This window comes from Halosimplex amylolyticum (assembly GCF_051414035.1).
In the GTDB taxonomy this organism is placed as follows: Archaea; Halobacteriota; Halobacteria; order Halobacteriales; family Haloarculaceae; genus Halosimplex; species Halosimplex amylolyticum.
The window spans coordinates 1,664,171-1,678,229 of the sequence record NZ_JBLKNW010000001.1 but is presented as its reverse complement, the minus strand read 5'-3'; the positions used below and the strand labels follow the sequence as shown (position 1 = coordinate 1,678,229).

At 69.4% G+C, this 14,059-nt stretch carries 16 protein-coding genes; 10 read left to right on the top strand and 6 right to left on the bottom strand.

What is annotated here, in order from left to right; all coding sequences use genetic code 11:
• Nucleotides 1–3: 3 nt before the first annotated feature.
• Nucleotides 4–1,230, bottom strand: a complete 1,227-nt coding sequence (locus ACMGFE_RS07915) for a J domain-containing protein (protein WP_436924561.1) — start codon at nucleotides 1,228–1,230, stop codon at nucleotides 4–6.
• Between the two features lie 159 nt (nucleotides 1,231–1,389).
• Here ACMGFE_RS07915 and ACMGFE_RS07910 point away from each other — a divergent pair, with 159 nt between their 5' ends.
• From ACMGFE_RS07910 to ACMGFE_RS07870, 9 genes are all read left to right on the top strand, one after another.
• Nucleotides 1,390–1,776 carry a RidA family protein gene (locus ACMGFE_RS07910; protein WP_436924559.1) on the top strand — a complete coding sequence of 129 codons (387 nt, stop codon included), beginning with the start codon at nucleotides 1,390–1,392 and terminating at the stop codon, nucleotides 1,774–1,776.
• A 109-nt stretch (nucleotides 1,777–1,885) separates the two neighbouring features.
• A complete protein-coding gene (locus tag ACMGFE_RS07905; RefSeq protein ID WP_436924558.1) occupies nucleotides 1,886–2,782 on the top strand; it encodes a 1,4-dihydroxy-2-naphthoyl-CoA synthase in 897 nt (298 codons plus the stop codon).
• 725 nt (nucleotides 2,783–3,507) lie between these two features.
• Nucleotides 3,508–4,035 carry a hypothetical protein gene (locus ACMGFE_RS07900; RefSeq protein WP_436924556.1) on the top strand — a complete coding sequence of 176 codons (528 nt, stop codon included), beginning with the start codon at nucleotides 3,508–3,510 and terminating at the stop codon, nucleotides 4,033–4,035.
• A gap of 278 nt (nucleotides 4,036–4,313) precedes the next feature.
• Nucleotides 4,314–5,270: a 1,4-dihydroxy-2-naphthoate polyprenyltransferase gene (locus ACMGFE_RS07895; protein WP_436924555.1), complete on the top strand. Its 957-nt coding sequence runs from the start codon at nucleotides 4,314–4,316 to the stop codon at nucleotides 5,268–5,270.
• On the top strand, nucleotides 5,267–6,331 hold the full coding sequence (gene menC / locus ACMGFE_RS07890; RefSeq protein ID WP_436924554.1) for an o-succinylbenzoate synthase: 1,065 nt from the start codon (nucleotides 5,267–5,269) through the stop codon (nucleotides 6,329–6,331). Before ACMGFE_RS07895 ends, menC begins: the two co-directional genes overlap by 4 nt.
• Nucleotides 6,328–7,938, top strand: coding sequence for a class I adenylate-forming enzyme family protein (locus tag ACMGFE_RS07885; RefSeq protein ID WP_436924553.1), 1,611 nt, complete (start codon nucleotides 6,328–6,330; stop codon nucleotides 7,936–7,938). Before menC ends, ACMGFE_RS07885 begins: the two co-directional genes overlap by 4 nt.
• 73 nt (nucleotides 7,939–8,011) lie before the next feature.
• The gene (locus ACMGFE_RS07880; RefSeq protein ID WP_436924551.1) at nucleotides 8,012–8,761 is read left to right on the top strand and encodes an NRDE family protein; all 750 of its coding nucleotides are present in this window, start codon (nucleotides 8,012–8,014) and stop codon (nucleotides 8,759–8,761) included.
• A gap of 26 nt (nucleotides 8,762–8,787) precedes the next feature.
• The gene (locus ACMGFE_RS07875; protein ID WP_436924550.1) at nucleotides 8,788–9,132 is read left to right on the top strand and encodes a helix-turn-helix transcriptional regulator; all 345 of its coding nucleotides are present in this window, start codon (nucleotides 8,788–8,790) and stop codon (nucleotides 9,130–9,132) included.
• A gap of 70 nt (nucleotides 9,133–9,202) precedes the next feature.
• Nucleotides 9,203–9,679 (top strand): protein-tyrosine phosphatase family protein, encoded by a 477-nt coding sequence (locus tag ACMGFE_RS07870; RefSeq protein WP_436924549.1) that lies wholly within the window; start codon nucleotides 9,203–9,205, stop codon nucleotides 9,677–9,679.
• 9 nt (nucleotides 9,680–9,688) lie between these two features.
• Here the strand turns inward: ACMGFE_RS07870 and ACMGFE_RS07865 are convergent, their stop codons facing one another.
• The 4 genes from ACMGFE_RS07865 to ACMGFE_RS07850 all read right to left on the bottom strand — a co-directional run bounded on the left by ACMGFE_RS07865 (nucleotide 9,689) and on the right by ACMGFE_RS07850 (nucleotide 12,479).
• Complete coding sequence (locus tag ACMGFE_RS07865) at nucleotides 9,689–10,132, bottom strand: hypothetical protein (RefSeq protein WP_436924548.1); 444 nt, start codon at nucleotides 10,130–10,132, stop codon at nucleotides 9,689–9,691.
• Between the two features lie 40 nt (nucleotides 10,133–10,172).
• On the bottom strand, nucleotides 10,173–10,628 hold the full coding sequence (locus tag ACMGFE_RS07860) for a DUF8060 family membrane protein (RefSeq protein ID WP_436924547.1): 456 nt from the start codon (nucleotides 10,626–10,628) through the stop codon (nucleotides 10,173–10,175).
• Nucleotides 10,625–11,644 (bottom strand): DUF7490 domain-containing protein, encoded by a 1,020-nt coding sequence (locus ACMGFE_RS07855; RefSeq protein WP_436924546.1) that lies wholly within the window; start codon nucleotides 11,642–11,644, stop codon nucleotides 10,625–10,627. The genes ACMGFE_RS07860 and ACMGFE_RS07855 overlap by 4 nt, the downstream gene beginning before the upstream one ends.
• Before the next feature lie 79 nt (nucleotides 11,645–11,723).
• Nucleotides 11,724–12,479 carry a DUF2797 domain-containing protein gene (locus tag ACMGFE_RS07850; protein ID WP_436924545.1) on the bottom strand — a complete coding sequence of 252 codons (756 nt, stop codon included), beginning with the start codon at nucleotides 12,477–12,479 and terminating at the stop codon, nucleotides 11,724–11,726.
• 154 nt (nucleotides 12,480–12,633) lie between these two features.
• On the opposite strand from ACMGFE_RS07850, the gene ACMGFE_RS07845 reads away from it, so the two are divergent.
• Nucleotides 12,634–13,095 (top strand): YbhB/YbcL family Raf kinase inhibitor-like protein, encoded by a 462-nt coding sequence (locus ACMGFE_RS07845; protein ID WP_436924544.1) that lies wholly within the window; start codon nucleotides 12,634–12,636, stop codon nucleotides 13,093–13,095.
• 40 nt (nucleotides 13,096–13,135) lie between these two features.
• Here ACMGFE_RS07845 and ACMGFE_RS07840 read toward each other — a convergent pair whose 3' ends face one another.
• Entirely contained in the window at nucleotides 13,136–14,059 is a 924-nt protein-coding gene (locus ACMGFE_RS07840; protein ID WP_436924543.1) for an NAD-dependent epimerase/dehydratase family protein, read from the bottom strand.

Here is a 14,059-nt window from a genome sequence, read left to right as displayed (position 1 = left end):
CCGTCACGGTCGCACCAGCGAGTACGTCAACACCGAGAGACCCAGCGGAACCCACGTCGTGACGAGGCCGACGACGCCGAAGATGGAGAACAGGCTCACGTCCGGGAACGCGAGCAGCGCGAGCGGCACGAGGACGCTCCAGAGGCCGAAGATGGCGATCGCGGCCTCCGGGATCGAGAGGAGGTACGCGAACGTCAGAAGCGTGCAAACGGCGATTGCCAGCCGGGCGGCCAGCGGAAACGGCGGGTAGAGCGTGCTCCCGACGAAAAAGGGGTAGAGGAAGAAAATCGACCCGAGCAGGACGAGCGACTGGTCGGTCGGAAACAGCCGGCTGGGACTGAGCCGCCGCCGCCCTTCCGACCCCTGGCGGACGGCCCACGCGCCGGTCGACTCCCAGGCGTTCCACGACCAGTCGACGTTCGGGCCGTCGGTCGATCCGGCCGCGGCCTGCCGCTGGGCCGACGGTGAGCCGTTCCCGCTCACGGTGCCACCGGACTGCCACGTCGGCCCCGTGGAGTCGCCGCGTGACCGCGTCGTCCCGTCGCCGGGTGTTCGAGTTGTGCCGGTTCCGGCCCCCGCCGCGGTTGGGTCGGACTGCGCCGGTCCGCCACTGGCGTCAGCCGCTCCGCTGGTCGCTCCCCCACCACCGTTCGTCGCCCGTCCCGCTCCCGTATCCCCGGTCCGATTCCCCTGGCCGTGACTGGATCCGTCTCCCGACCGGCGCCCGTTCCGGTGTGACGCCCGCCGACGGCCGGACCGCCGACCGCGCTGCTGCGATCCGCGCCACGTACTCCCCTCCGACGAGCGGTCCGTCTCCCCCGAGCGCCACCTCCTCCCGCCCGCAGTCGACTCGCTCCAGCGGCCCGCCGAACCCGGATCGTCCGGCTCCGACTCGCCCGAACCCCGCTCATCTTCCGGGTCCGATTCCCGACTGGTCCTCGAGTTCCGGCCCGTCCCCGTCGAACCGCCCCTCGTTCGCGGGTTCGCACTCGCCCCGCTGGGTCCGCCGCTCGTGTAGGTCTCGTGGCCCAGGCGGTCGTATCGGGCGCGCTCGTCCTCGTCGGTGAGCACTCGTTTGGCCTTGTTGAGTCGCTTCGTGCGCTCGCCCGCGTCCACGTCGTCACTCACGTCCGGGTGGACCCGCTTGATGGCCTCGCGGTAGGCCGTCTCGATCTCCTCGGTGGTCGCGTCGTCGGCCACGCCGAGGAGGTCGTAGAACGTCTCTGTCATGGCGAACGCTGGTGAATTACTCCGACTTCGGAAGCCGATACTAAAACGCCTGCGGCCGAGTATCGGAGGCGATAGCCGCCGCCGTCACGCACTTCCGACGGCTCGTTCGTCGCCTCTCGGACCGGAAGACCGAGGTACCCCCCGCGTCAGTTCACTCACATGTCACGCCAGACCGTCTCCAGCGGAACGGAGTGGGAGTCACACGTCGGGTACTCGCGCGCAGTCGCCGTCGACGGGCAGGTCCACGTCTCCGGGACGACGCCCGTCGACGGCGAGGGCGAGGTCGTCGGCGACGGTCCGTACGAACAGACCGTCGCGGCGCTGGAAATCGTCGAGGGAGCGCTGGAGGGCGCGGGAGCGTCCATCTCTGCCGTCGTTCGTACGCGCATGTACGTGACCGACATCGACGACTACGAGGCAGTCGGCCGGGCTCACGGCGAGGTGTTCGCGGACGTTCGCCCCGCCTCTACGATGGTCGAGGTGAGTCGACTCGTGGACGAGGACTTCTGCGTCGAGATAGAGGCGACGGCCGTGATCTCGGAGTGACGCCGCTGCTCGCCAGAGTGACGTCGCTGCTCGTCCGAGGGTCCCCGACCCCCTCCGTCGGGTGATCGACTGAGGAATCTTTTTGCGCGGTCCGACCCGAGCACCGGCCATGGTTTCCGAGATCTTCGATCCCGACCGGTGGGAGCCGGTCGACGCGTTCGACTTCCGCGATATCACCTACCACCGCGGGACCGACGTCGACGCCGTCCGCATCGCCTTCGACCGGCCCGACGTCCGGAACGCCTTCCGCCCCGGTACCGTCGACGAGCTCTACACCGCGCTCGACCACGCAAAGCGCCAGTCCGACGTCGGCTGCGTGCTCCTGACCGGCAACGGCCCCTCGTCGAAAGACGGCGGCTGGGCCTTCTGCGCCGGCGGCGACCAGTCCGTGCGCGGAGACGACGGCTACGAGTACCGGGGCGAAGACGCCGACCGGACGGACGCCGCAGAGGCCGGTCGTCTCCACATCCTCGAAGTTCAGCGCCTCATCCGGCACATCCCCAAGCCCGTCGTCTGCGTCGTCCCCGGCTGGGCGGTCGGCGGCGGCCACTCCCTGCACGTCGTCTGCGATCTCACCCTCGCCAGCGACGAGCACGCGAAGTTCCTCCAGACCGACCCCGACGTCGCTTCCTTCGACGCCGGCTTCGGCTCGGCCTACCTCGCCCGCCAGGTCGGCCAGAAGAAGGCCCGCGAGATCTTCTTCCTCGGCAAGACTTACGACGCCGACGAGGCCGCCGACATGGGCATGGTCAACGAGGCCGTCCCCCACGAGGACCTCGAAGACACCGCCCTCGACTGGGCCGACCGCATCACCAGCAAATCCCCGATGGCCATCCGCATGCTCAAGTACGGGTTCAACATGGCCGACGACGGCATGGTCGGCCAGCAGGTCTTCGCCGGCGAGGCCACCCGTCTCGGCTACATGACCGACGAAGCCAAGGAGGGCCGGGACGCCTTCAACGAGGGCCGCGAGCCCGACTTCGACGACTACGACTGGTTTTACTAGAAACCATCTTTTTCGTCGGGGGGTCGCCTACGGCGACCCCCCGACCAAAAACATGGGTGAAAAAGGCCGGAATCTCGCTTCGCTCGATTCCGGTGAACCGGCGCCTTCGGCGCCGGATGCTCAGTACAGCCTACAGACTGACCGATTGCGGTAGCTCCCGCTGTCGCGAGTTTTATCTCGCGACAGTAGCCGTGCGAGGGGCGAGTAGCGAGGGATCGAAGGTCCCTCTGACCATGCGAACGGCGCCGAAGGCGCCGTGAGCAGAGAGCACAACGAAGCGAGCACCACAGTCGGCTGGGGAGGTGTGAGGCGCAGTGCTGTGCAGTTGCTGTCCTGGCGGACTGAAAGGACGAGGCGGGCTCGCGTTCATGTAGTCGACTGAGTTGGCATTATCCGAGCGCAGTCGTTCGAAAGACGGCTCCGCCGTCTTTCGTGATGACGAGAGAGCTTCGCTCTCTCGGACCACGAGGATATCCGACTCAGCGACCGAGAGCGCGCCGAGGGCTTTCAACGCTCAGTGTATCCTGCGGTCACTCCAACTCGCCTTCATTCCACAACCAAGCACACAGAAACGACCGCTCGACAAGCACGCATACTGCACAGTTACTCCCCGGTGACTAGAACGGACGAAGCCGACGTAATTCGACAAATCCCTCTCTCCATCCGATATCGAATCCCGGGGTCGGCGCCGTAACGTTCTCCCATCTCGCGGCCGAACATAGCGCATGTCCCAGCCTGTCGAGCGACGCCTCGGGTATCGCGTCCGCAGCGCGGTCGGCCCCTGGCTCGACCGGGCGGTCCGATCGGTGGTGCCGGAGACGTATCGCGTGTATCCCAGCGCATACGCGGGGACGTTCGAGAATCCGATCGAGGACCTGGAGTCGCGACTCTCGGAGTACGGGTTCCGCTGGAATCCGGTGAGTATGTACCACTACACGCAGCTCGGCAACCAGACGAACGGGAGCTGGGTCTACCGGGAATCGCCGTTGGCGGACCGACAACTCCACGCCGTCCTCGTCAGGCAGGAATCTGACCGAATAGACGTGTACGCACACGAGGAGTTCAACTGGCGCCGGCACCCGCTGAAACACCTCCAGGACGCTGGTATCGACCGCGACCGAGGATCGAAGCGGATGCGCCGGGTCCTCGACGAACTGGACGCCGAATACGTCGAGGAGTCGTACGTCCGTCGGAAGGCGAGTCACCTGCTGCGGCGGCTGCGTCGGCGACCCGCCGGCGGGGACCGCTGCTAATCCCGGGACATCCCTTACCGGCGTGGAGGCACAACTATCGACCGGAGGGAGTTCGGTTCAATGCCAGACTTGCCCGACTTCCCGACGCCCGACGGCGATGACGAGAAGGCACCGGATCGACAGAGTATCATCGACAGGATTCTCGGTGACGGCGACCCGACGCCGGGTTGACCGCGACCGCTCTCACCGGCGTCGGACCGTCGCCTCGCAGGGAGTTTCCCTCGCGCCGACCGCGGCGGATGCCAACTTTGACACTCGGCGGGGCCGGACTGGCGGGTATGTCGACCGCAGACGCGCAGGTCTCGAAGACGCGCGCCTGGCTGATGGCGGCCCGGCCGCAGACCCTTCCGGCGGGCTCGGCGCCGGTGATCGTCGGCGCGGGGCTAGCCGTCCACGCCGGCGTGTTCGCGCCACTCCCCTGGCTCGCGGCGCTCGTCGGCGCCCTGCTCATCCAGGTGGGGACCAACTTCGCGAACGACTACTACGACGCGATGAAGGGCGCCGACACCGACGAGCGCGAGGGGTTCACCCGCGTGACCGCCGGCGGTATCATCCCGCCCGAACAGGTCAAGTGGGCGATGATCGCCACCTACGGCCTGGCCGTCGTCGTTGGCACGTACCTCGTCGCTATCGGCGGCGTCCCGATCCTCCTCGTCGGCCTCTCCGCCATCGCCGCCGGTGTCCTCTACACCGGGGGACCGGCTCCCTACGGCTACCGCGGCCTCGGCGACCTGTTCGTCTTCGTCTACTTCGGCGTCGTCGCCGTGACCGGGACGTACTACGTCCAGGCGGTGACCGAGGCCGATGTCGGACTGTTCCCGATGGCGATCCCCGACGGAACGCTCCCGCTCGCGGCCGTCGTCGCGAGTCTCCCCGCGGCCGGCCTCTCGACCGCGATCCTCGTCGTCAACAACGTCCGCGACAGGGAGACCGACGCCGCCGCGGGCAAGCGGACGCTCGCCGTGATGCTGGGCTACACGTGGAGCCGCGTCGAGTTCCTCGCGCTCGTCGGGATGGCCTACGTCGTCCCCGTCGTCTTCGCGCTCGACCCCGAGTACGGGCCCTGGGCGCTCGCCCCGCTCGCCTCGCTTCCCCTCGCGGCGAGCGTGAGCAGGACCGTCCTCGAACGCACCGACGGTGAGGCACTCAATCCGGCGCTCGAACGGGTCGGACAGACGCTGTTCGCCCACTCGATCCTGTTCGCCGCCGGCCTCGCCGCACCCGCACTGCTATGAGCGACGACCGGTCCGCGTCGACCCGGTCGTTCTCCCTCCCGCTCGAATCGCCGCTCTCGACCGCCTCCGGGGACGTCGACGAGCGATCGGGGTTCCTCGTCCGTTACGACCACCGCGGCGAGACAGGGATCGGCGAAGCGACGCCCTTGCCGGGGTGGACCGAGTCGCTCGCCGACTGCGAGGCCGCACTCGACCGCGCGCTCGCCGCCGGCGCGGACGGCGACCACAGCGCCGCCCTGCTCGAACTCGACGCGAAGGAGGTGCGCGCCGCACGCCACGGCTTCGCGACCGCGCTGCTGGACGCCGACGCGCGCGCCGACGGACTCCCGCTCTATCGCTGGTTCGACGACTCGCGGACCGTCCACCGCGTTCCCGTCAACGCGACCGTGGGCGACGCCGACCGCGAACCGACGGTCGAACGGGCCGTCGAGGCCGTCGAACGAGGGTTCGACTGTCTGAAGCTCAAGGTCGGCGCGCGGTCCGTCGACGCCGATATCGAACGAGTCCGCGCGGTCCGCGAGGCGGTCGGCGACGACGTGGCGCTCAGACTGGACGCCAACGGCGCATGGTCGCGCAACGAGGCCGAACGTGCCATCGACGCCCTCGCTCCCGTTGGCGTAGCGTACGTCGAACAGCCGTTGCCGGCGGACGACCTGTCCGGTCTCGGGGCCCTGCGGGAGCGGAGCGACGGCGTCGATATCGCCCTCGACGAGACGCTCGCCGAGCGCTCGATGGCCGAGGTGTTCGACGCCGACGCGGCGGACGTCGTCGTCCTGAAACCGATGGTGCTGGGCGGGCCCGGCACCGCGCACACCCTCGCGATGCGGGCCCGCGATGAGGGGATCGAACCCGTCGTGACGACGACCGTCGACGCGGTCGTCGCGCGCACCGCCGCCGTTCACGTCGCCGCCGCGATCCCGGACGTGGCTCCCTGCGGACTCGCGACTGGCGAACTGCTCGCCGAGGACCTCGCACCCGACCCGGCACCGGTGTCGGACGGATCGATCGCCGTCCCGCAGGAACCGGGCGTCGGTATCGATGCGTCCGAGGTGGGACTGTGAGGCTCCCCGCATCCAACGAGTGGCCGGTCGACGACCCGGTGCTCGACCCTTCGGGAGACCTCCTCTGCGAACGCGCGGCGTCGACACCCGACGCGACGGCCGTAGTGGACGCCGACAGCGACTCCGAGTGGACCTATCGCGAGTTCGACGAGTGGGTGTCCGCCAGGGCCGCCCGACTCCACGACCAGTTCGACGTCGCGGACGGCGACTCGGTCGAGGACGCGCGCGGTCGCGTCGGACTCCTGTTCGGGACCCGCGTCGCGTTCGCCAACTGCTACTTCGCGACCGGTCGACTCGGCGCGAGCGCGGTCCCGCTGAACGTCGAACTCCCTGTAGAGCGACTCCGTTCGCAGGCGTCACGGGCAGACATCGACGCGCTCGTCTGCGCCAGGTCCACCGAGTCGCTGGCGACGGAGGTGGCGCCGTCGGACGTCCCGATCGCTTCGGTCGACGAACCGGAGTCGGACGCCGTCGCCGCGCTCAAGTGTACCGGGGCAGACGCCCGCGAACCCGTCGAGACGCCGCTCGACGGCGAGCGCGTGGTCATGTTCACCTCGGGCACGTCGGGCGACCCGAAGGGCGTGCGACTCACTCGCCGGAACCTCGTCGCCAGCGCCGTCGGGTCGGCCCACCGACTGGGCGTCGACCCCGACGACCGCTGGCTGGTCTGTCTCCCAATGTACCACATGGGCGGGCTGGCGCCGCTCGTCCGGTCGACGCTGTACGGGACGACGACGGTCGTCCAGCGAGAGTTCGACGCCGACGCGACGGCGGGCGTTCTCGACGAATTCGACATCTCGGGGGTATCGCTCGTCCCGACGATGCTCACGCGCCTGCTCGACGACGGATGGTCGCCATCTGATTCGCTCCGGTTCGTCCTGCTCGGCGGCGCGCCGGCCTCCCGCGACCTGATCGAGCGCTGCGCAGACCGCGGCGTACCTGCCTACCCGACCTACGGAATGACCGAGACGGCGTCGCAGGTGGCGACCGCGACGCCCGAGGAGGCCCGCTCGCATCCCGACACAGTCGGTCGGCCGTTACGGAACACGACCGTGACCGTCCTCGACAGTGGAGGCGAGGGTGAAGCCACCGCGGAGCCGAGCGAACCGGGCGAACTCGTGGTCGACGGGCCGACCGTGACGCCCGGGTACCTCGACGACGAGCAGACCGCGGCCGCGTTCGGCGACTGCGGCTTCCACACCGGCGACCTGGGGCACGCCGACGAAGACGGGCGCCTCTGGATCGTCGGGCGCGTCGACGACGCCATCGTCACCGGGGGCGAGAACGTCCACCCAGCCCGCGTCGCCGACGCGCTCCGCGAGGTCGACGGCGTCGAGGACGCAGCAGTGGTCGGGATCCCCGACGAGGAGTGGGGCGAGCGCGTCGCCGCGCTGGTCGTCCCCACTGGCGACGCGACCGCCGTGACGGACTCGACCGGGACGACCGAACTCACCGCGGACCGAATTCGTGACGCCGCTCGCGATAGACTGGCGGCCTTCGCCGTTCCGAAGACCGTCGCCTTCGCCGACGAACTGCCGCGGACGCACTCCGGGACCGTCGACCGCGACGCCGTCCGGGAGCGACTCGCCGCTGCGCGGACCGACTGAGTCGCGGCGGCCGGCCACGGGCCGCTCCGACACCGCCGCGACGTTTAATCCCGTTCCGTGCCTACCCCGAGTCGTGTGCACGCTCGTCTTCGCCTGGCAAGTCTTCACCGACGCCCCGGTCGTCGCTGCGGCCAACCGCGACGAGATGCGCGATAGACCCTCGACGCCCCCCGCGCTGGTCGACGAGTCGCCGCGCGTCCTCGCGCCGCGCGACGAGGAAGCCGGCGGCACCTGGATCGGCTACAACGAGCACGGCGTCTTCGTCGCGATCACTAACCGATGGACTGGCGCCGAGGACGAGGGCGCAGCCGAGCGCTCGCGCGGCCTGCTCGTCCGCGACGCGCTCCGTCAGTCCACCGCCGAGGAGGCCGCCCGACTGGTCGAGCGCGAACTCGACGACCGCCGGTACGACGGCTTCAACCTCGTCATCGCCGACGCGAACGCGGCGCTGTTCGTGGAGTGGGACGGCGACAGCCGCCGCGTGCAGAACTTCGACCCCGGCGTCCACGTCGTCGTGAACGTCGGCGCGGACGGCGACTACGTGATCCCCGAGGCCCGCGCGGAGGCGGGCGAGGCCCAGGCCCACAACGCCGGGAATGTGGCTGCGGTGCTCCAGGTCGAACCCGGAGAGACCAGTACGGCGTGGCTCGACCGCGCGGCGGACGTGATCTCGGACCACGAGTACGGCGTCTGTATCCATCGGGACCACTTCGGGACGCGGTCGTCGTCGCTCGTCGAGATCGGTCGCGAGGGGTCGCGCTACCGGTACGCCGACGGGCCGCCGTGTGAGACGGATTACCGAACGGTCGACAGCCAAATTTAAACGGCCCAAACACGGACGGTACTGGTATGGCCGCTGCCGAAGCCGACCTCAACGAGGACGAGCGAGCGGGACTGGAACTCATCCGCGAGACGGGTGGCATCCACCAGAGCGACTTCTGGAAGGAACTGGACGTCGGGTCCCGCAAGGGCAGCCGGATCGCCGACTCGCTGGCGGACCAGGACCTCATCCAGCGCGAGGAGACGGTCTACAACGGCCACAACACCTACTATCTGGAGCCGGCGGCCCGCGACCTGGACTTCTCGCTTCTGATGGCCGGCGACATGCTCTCCCCGTTCGTCGGCGACGACGAGGTCAACGCCCACAGCGACACCTTCTCGCAGTTCGTGATGAAACTCGCCTACGAGGAGTAGCGCTCGCGAGTCGCCCGACTTCGCCGCCGGTTCTTCTCGCCCGAACGGATCACCCGATCGCCCAACAGCCATGCATGGCCCCGACTGGTGGCGGGACGGACGCGTCGTCGTCCGTCCGTTCGGTCACCGCCACGACGCCCCGATCGTCGCCCGGATCGGCGACCGCGACCTGTTCCTCGGGAACGTCCACGCGGCCGATCCGGACCGACACGACCGGTCGTTCGATCGCGTGCTATCCGCGACGCGCGAGCCGCAGCCGCTGACCACCCACCACCGGCCGCTCGTCGACGGCCCCGAGGCGGACTGGCCTCCTTTCGAGGCGGCCGCCGACGCGGCCTGTCGACTCCTCGGTGAGAGGTCGCTGCTGATCCACTGCTCGCACGGCGTCTCCCGGAGCGCGACGCTCGCGGCCGTCGCCCTGGCTGTCGCTGACGAGCGGCCGTTCCGGGAGGCACTGTCGGTCGTTCAGTCGGCGCGACCGCCAGCACAGCCGCATCCGGCGCTTCACGAGCTGGCGGTCGTCTATCTGGCGGAGAAGAGAGGCTGAACTATCCGTTCAGTCTTCGAGCGCGTCGGCGATCCGGTCGAGGGTGCGTCGCACGTCGTGGACCTCGTCGCGGAGCTTCCGGACTTCGCGGGTGAGTTCCTCGTCGCCGGTGGACTCTTCCCCGCGGCCGCCGGGACCGCCGCCCATGCCGGGCGGGCCGCCCGGGCCGCCGCCGCCCATCATGCCGCCCATCATCTGCGCGAACGGGTTGCCGCCGCCGCCACCGCCCATGCCGGGCGGGCCGCCGCCGCCCATCATCTCTTCCATGCGCTCCTCGCGGCTCATGCCCTCGCCGTCGTCGTCGCCCTCTTCGGCGCGCTGCTGGCGGATCTCCTCGACGCGCTCGCGGAAGGACTTGGACTCGCCCTCACTCTGGTCCTCGTCCCCGTCGGGAGCCTCGTCGGTCGCCTCCTCGGTGGGTGCGTCGTTCTCCTCGGAAGTATCGTCTGCCATGGTCTCGCTTTGCCGCGGCGTCCCAAAAGGGTTGTCGTACTCAGGCGATGCGGCGCACCAGCACCGAGATGCCGGCCACCGACGCGACGAGCACGAGCAGGTTGAACACCGCCTGGAACACCGGCACGAAGTCCGGGCTGAACCACACCCGGATCGCCTCCGACGCGGCGAAGTAGAACCTGAACGTCGCCACCAGCGCCAGCAGACACAGGATCCCGAACGCTGCCCACTCCACGTACGTCCCGATATCTCGGCCGCCGTCGCGGTCGACGTCGCGTTCCGAACCACGGTCGCGCTCGCCGGCCGCACTCGTCGCCGCGGCGTCCCAGTTCCCGCCGTCGCTCGCGGAGGAGAGCCCTGCCGGCCGCTCGGTGGCCTCGTCCGGTCGGTCCGCCGATTCCGGCGCGTCCCGGTCGGTGCTGGGATCGTCGGTGTCGGTTCCATCGGTCCTTGGCTGGTCGTTCGCGGTCTCGTCGTCGCGGGTAGTGTCGGTCATGCGTGCCTCCGTGCTGCGATCGCTGCCAGTCCGACGAGCGCGGCGAGCGCCCCTATCGCACCGAATCCGGGGCCGCCGCTGCTCTGGGTCGGCATCGGGGTATCGAAGCCGTCGTCGTCGCCGCGGTCGGGCGTCTGTTCGAAGTCGCCGGCCTGGAAGTCGACTTCCTCGCGCGTCTCGTTTTTCGGCGCCGGTCGCGACGGGTCGAGTTTCGCCGGGGCCGTCGCGGTCCCGACGATGACGCCGTCTTTCAGCAGGATGCCGTCGAGGTAGTAGTTGTAGTTCGACGGCACGGTCAGCTCGGCCGTCTCCGTGACGGTCCTGCCCGGCCGGATGTTGCCGATCGAGACCGTCTCGCGGTCGGCGATGACGTTCGACTCGACCTGCCGCGCCATCACGACCAGTTCCAGTCCGGCGGCGGGGTCGTCACCGCGGTTAGTGAGGTACGTACCGGTCCGGAGCGTCGTCCGGTTCCCGTCCTCGCCGGCGATGTCGTAGGTGATCACCGGGAGACTCCCCTCGCCTGTGCCGAAGCGGTGGAAGTCGACGCCCGTCCGGGCGTAATCGGGCGTGAGCGAGTCGACGCCGCTGACGTCCGTGCTCCCGATGTCGATGCGACGGCCGTCCTCGTAGAGGCGGATGGAGAGACGGTAGCCACCCTGTCTGTCGACGGTGACGTTCATCCGCGTGCGGACTTCGCGGTCGCCCTCGATGGTGCCGAGGTTCTTGCGCACCGTCGTCGCCACGAGTCCGGTGTCCGTGTCGACGGCCTGCACCTCGACGGTGACGTTGTCCGCGTCGCCGCCGCGGTGGTCCATCCGGACGTCCAGCGACAGCTCGGCGCGTTCGCCACCGATCTCGCCGGCCGCGACGCGGGGTTCCTGGAGGGACAGCCTGCTCGGTCGGACGTCCTCGTCGGTCCGCTCGGCGAGCGCGCCGGGCGCCAGCGCGACGACGCCGACGGCGGCCGCGACGAGCAGCAGGGCGAGGACGCCGAGCCACGCTTCTCGATTCACGTTCCCCAGCGCGCTTCGACCCGGTAAATGTCTTGTGTGCGACACCTGGGTCGGAAGGCGGCGACCCGCGGGGCCGAGCTTACCCGAACGCGCCGAGGCTCGACTGCAGGTTCCGGTCGCTCTCCCCCGATTCGAGGTCGTAGCCGACCAGGTCGCGCATGTCGACGGCGTAGGTGCTCCCCCCGTTGTCGAGTAACAGCACCCTACCTTGCGAACCCCTGACAGTCCCGGAGGCGAGCGTCTCCGACACCGGTCGGTCGGCGAGGTCCACGCCGTAGTCGAAGTCGAACGTCTCGATCGGCTCGAAGTCGGCGAGGAGGTCGGTCCAGGCGGCTTCGTCGACTGACTCGTGGAGCCCGCGGACCTTCGTCGGGACGCGTACCCGGTCGCCGATCTCGGTCGCGATCTCGGCCTCGATCTGCCGGGCGACGCGGCCGTCGGCGACCGTCCGGAGGTGGGCGGCGCGGTCCGCGCCCTGCTCGCGGAGCCGGGTGTCGAGGCGCCAGGAGCGCGTGACGCCCACCTTGAACGTCTCCGGTGCGAACGCGGCGAGGTAGATGGCGTGTTCCTCGCGGCACGATTCGAGCGGGAGCGAACACTCGCCGGTACAGCGAGCACAGGGCCACCGGGACGTGTGGCGGTCGCAGTACGGGGCGTCGGCGGCGGGGCAGGGCGTGTGCGCCCCGTCGTCGATCACGCCGGCGCAGTGGCGCTCGCCGAGCGAGTAGGTTAGTTTTGTTCCGCGCGCCAGCGACTCGGCCGAGACGGCACCGTCCCGCGCGATCAGCAGCGCTGGCGGCCCGTCGACGCCCGTCTCGTACCCCACGACTTGCACGCTCGCGGGTTGGCGGTGGCCGGATATAGGCGTGGCGCTCGCCGCCTCCCCCCTACGATCCCCGCCCGGTCAGCCGATTTCGGATCTGTGACCCAGCCGAACAGTGGGGCGGCTTTATCAATCGGGGACTCCACGGATCGCGATAGAGGATACCATGGCGGACCTACAGCTCACCAGTCCGGCGTTCGAAGACGGCGCCCGGATCCCCGAGAAGTACGGGTACACGGCGGACAACGTCAATCCTCCGCTGGAGATCGCGAACGCGCCGTCGAGCACAGAGTCGTTCCTGATCGTGGTCGACGACCCCGACGCGCGCGAACCGGCCGGGAAGATCTGGGACCACTGGGTCGTCTGGAACGTCGACGGCGACACCGAGTCGATCCCCGAGGACTGGGACCTGGAGGCCGACGGCGCCGTCGCCGGCGAGAACGACTACGGCGAGGCCGGCTGGGGCGGGCCGAACCCGCCGGACAGAGAGCACACGTACCGATTCCTGCTGTACGCGCTGGACGACCGACTCGACCTCTCCCGGGACGCGACGAAAGACGACGCCTACGACGCCGCCGAGGGCAACGTCGTCGACAAGGCGCAACTCGAAGGCACGTACGAACCCTGACCCCGATCGGGCACGGGACGATCACACGGACAGCGGCGGCTCACTCGGCGAGCAGTTCCCGCGTCGCACGCCTGACAGCGTCGTCGCTGGACCCCTCAGGCTCCCACCCGAGCGCGGAGAGTTTCTCGATAGAGAGACGCATCCGCGGCACGTCGCCGACCCACCCGCGGTCGCCGCCGGTGAACTCGTACTTCGGATCGAGCCCCATCTCGTCGCTGACGATGTCTGCGATCGCCGTCACAGAGGTGGTCGTCCGCGTGCCCAGGTTGTAGACGTTGAAGTCGTCCGTCGCGTGCTCGACGACGTGGCACATCGCGTCGACGCAGTCCTCGACGTGCATGTAGGACTTCTCCTGGCGACCGTCGCCGAGGATGGTCAGCGAGGTGGGGCCGTCTTCGAGTTTGTCGATGAAGTCGGGGATGACGGCCCCGAGTTGCAGTCGCGGCCCGACGATGTTGGCGAAGCGGTACACCCAGACGGTGAAGTCGTGGCTGTGGGCGTACACGGAGAGGAGGCTCTCCTCGCCGAGTTTACTCGCCCCGTAGATGCTGATGGGTTCGAGCGGCGCGTAGTCTTCCGGCGTGGGTCGCGGGGCCTCGCCGTACACCGTCGAGGAGGAGGTGAACGCGATGTTCTCGACGCCGACCTCGTCCATCCGTTCGATGACCGTCTCGGTGAGGCGATTGTTGAAGCGGTACTGGTCGACGTCGTCGGCGGCGGCGTTTTTGTTCGCGGCGAAGTGGAAGACGCCGTCGACGTCTTCGGTGATCGCCTCCGCGGCGACGTCCGGGTCGGTGAGGTCGCCCTCGACCACCTCGACGCCGTCGGGGAGCCACGCGCGCTCGCCGTTGGAGAAGTCGTCGACCGCCACGACCTCGTTGTCGTCGACCAGCCGGGCGCAGAGGTGCGAGCCGACGAAGCCCGCCCCGCCGGTGACGACCAGCCGCTTGCCGGAGAGATCCAT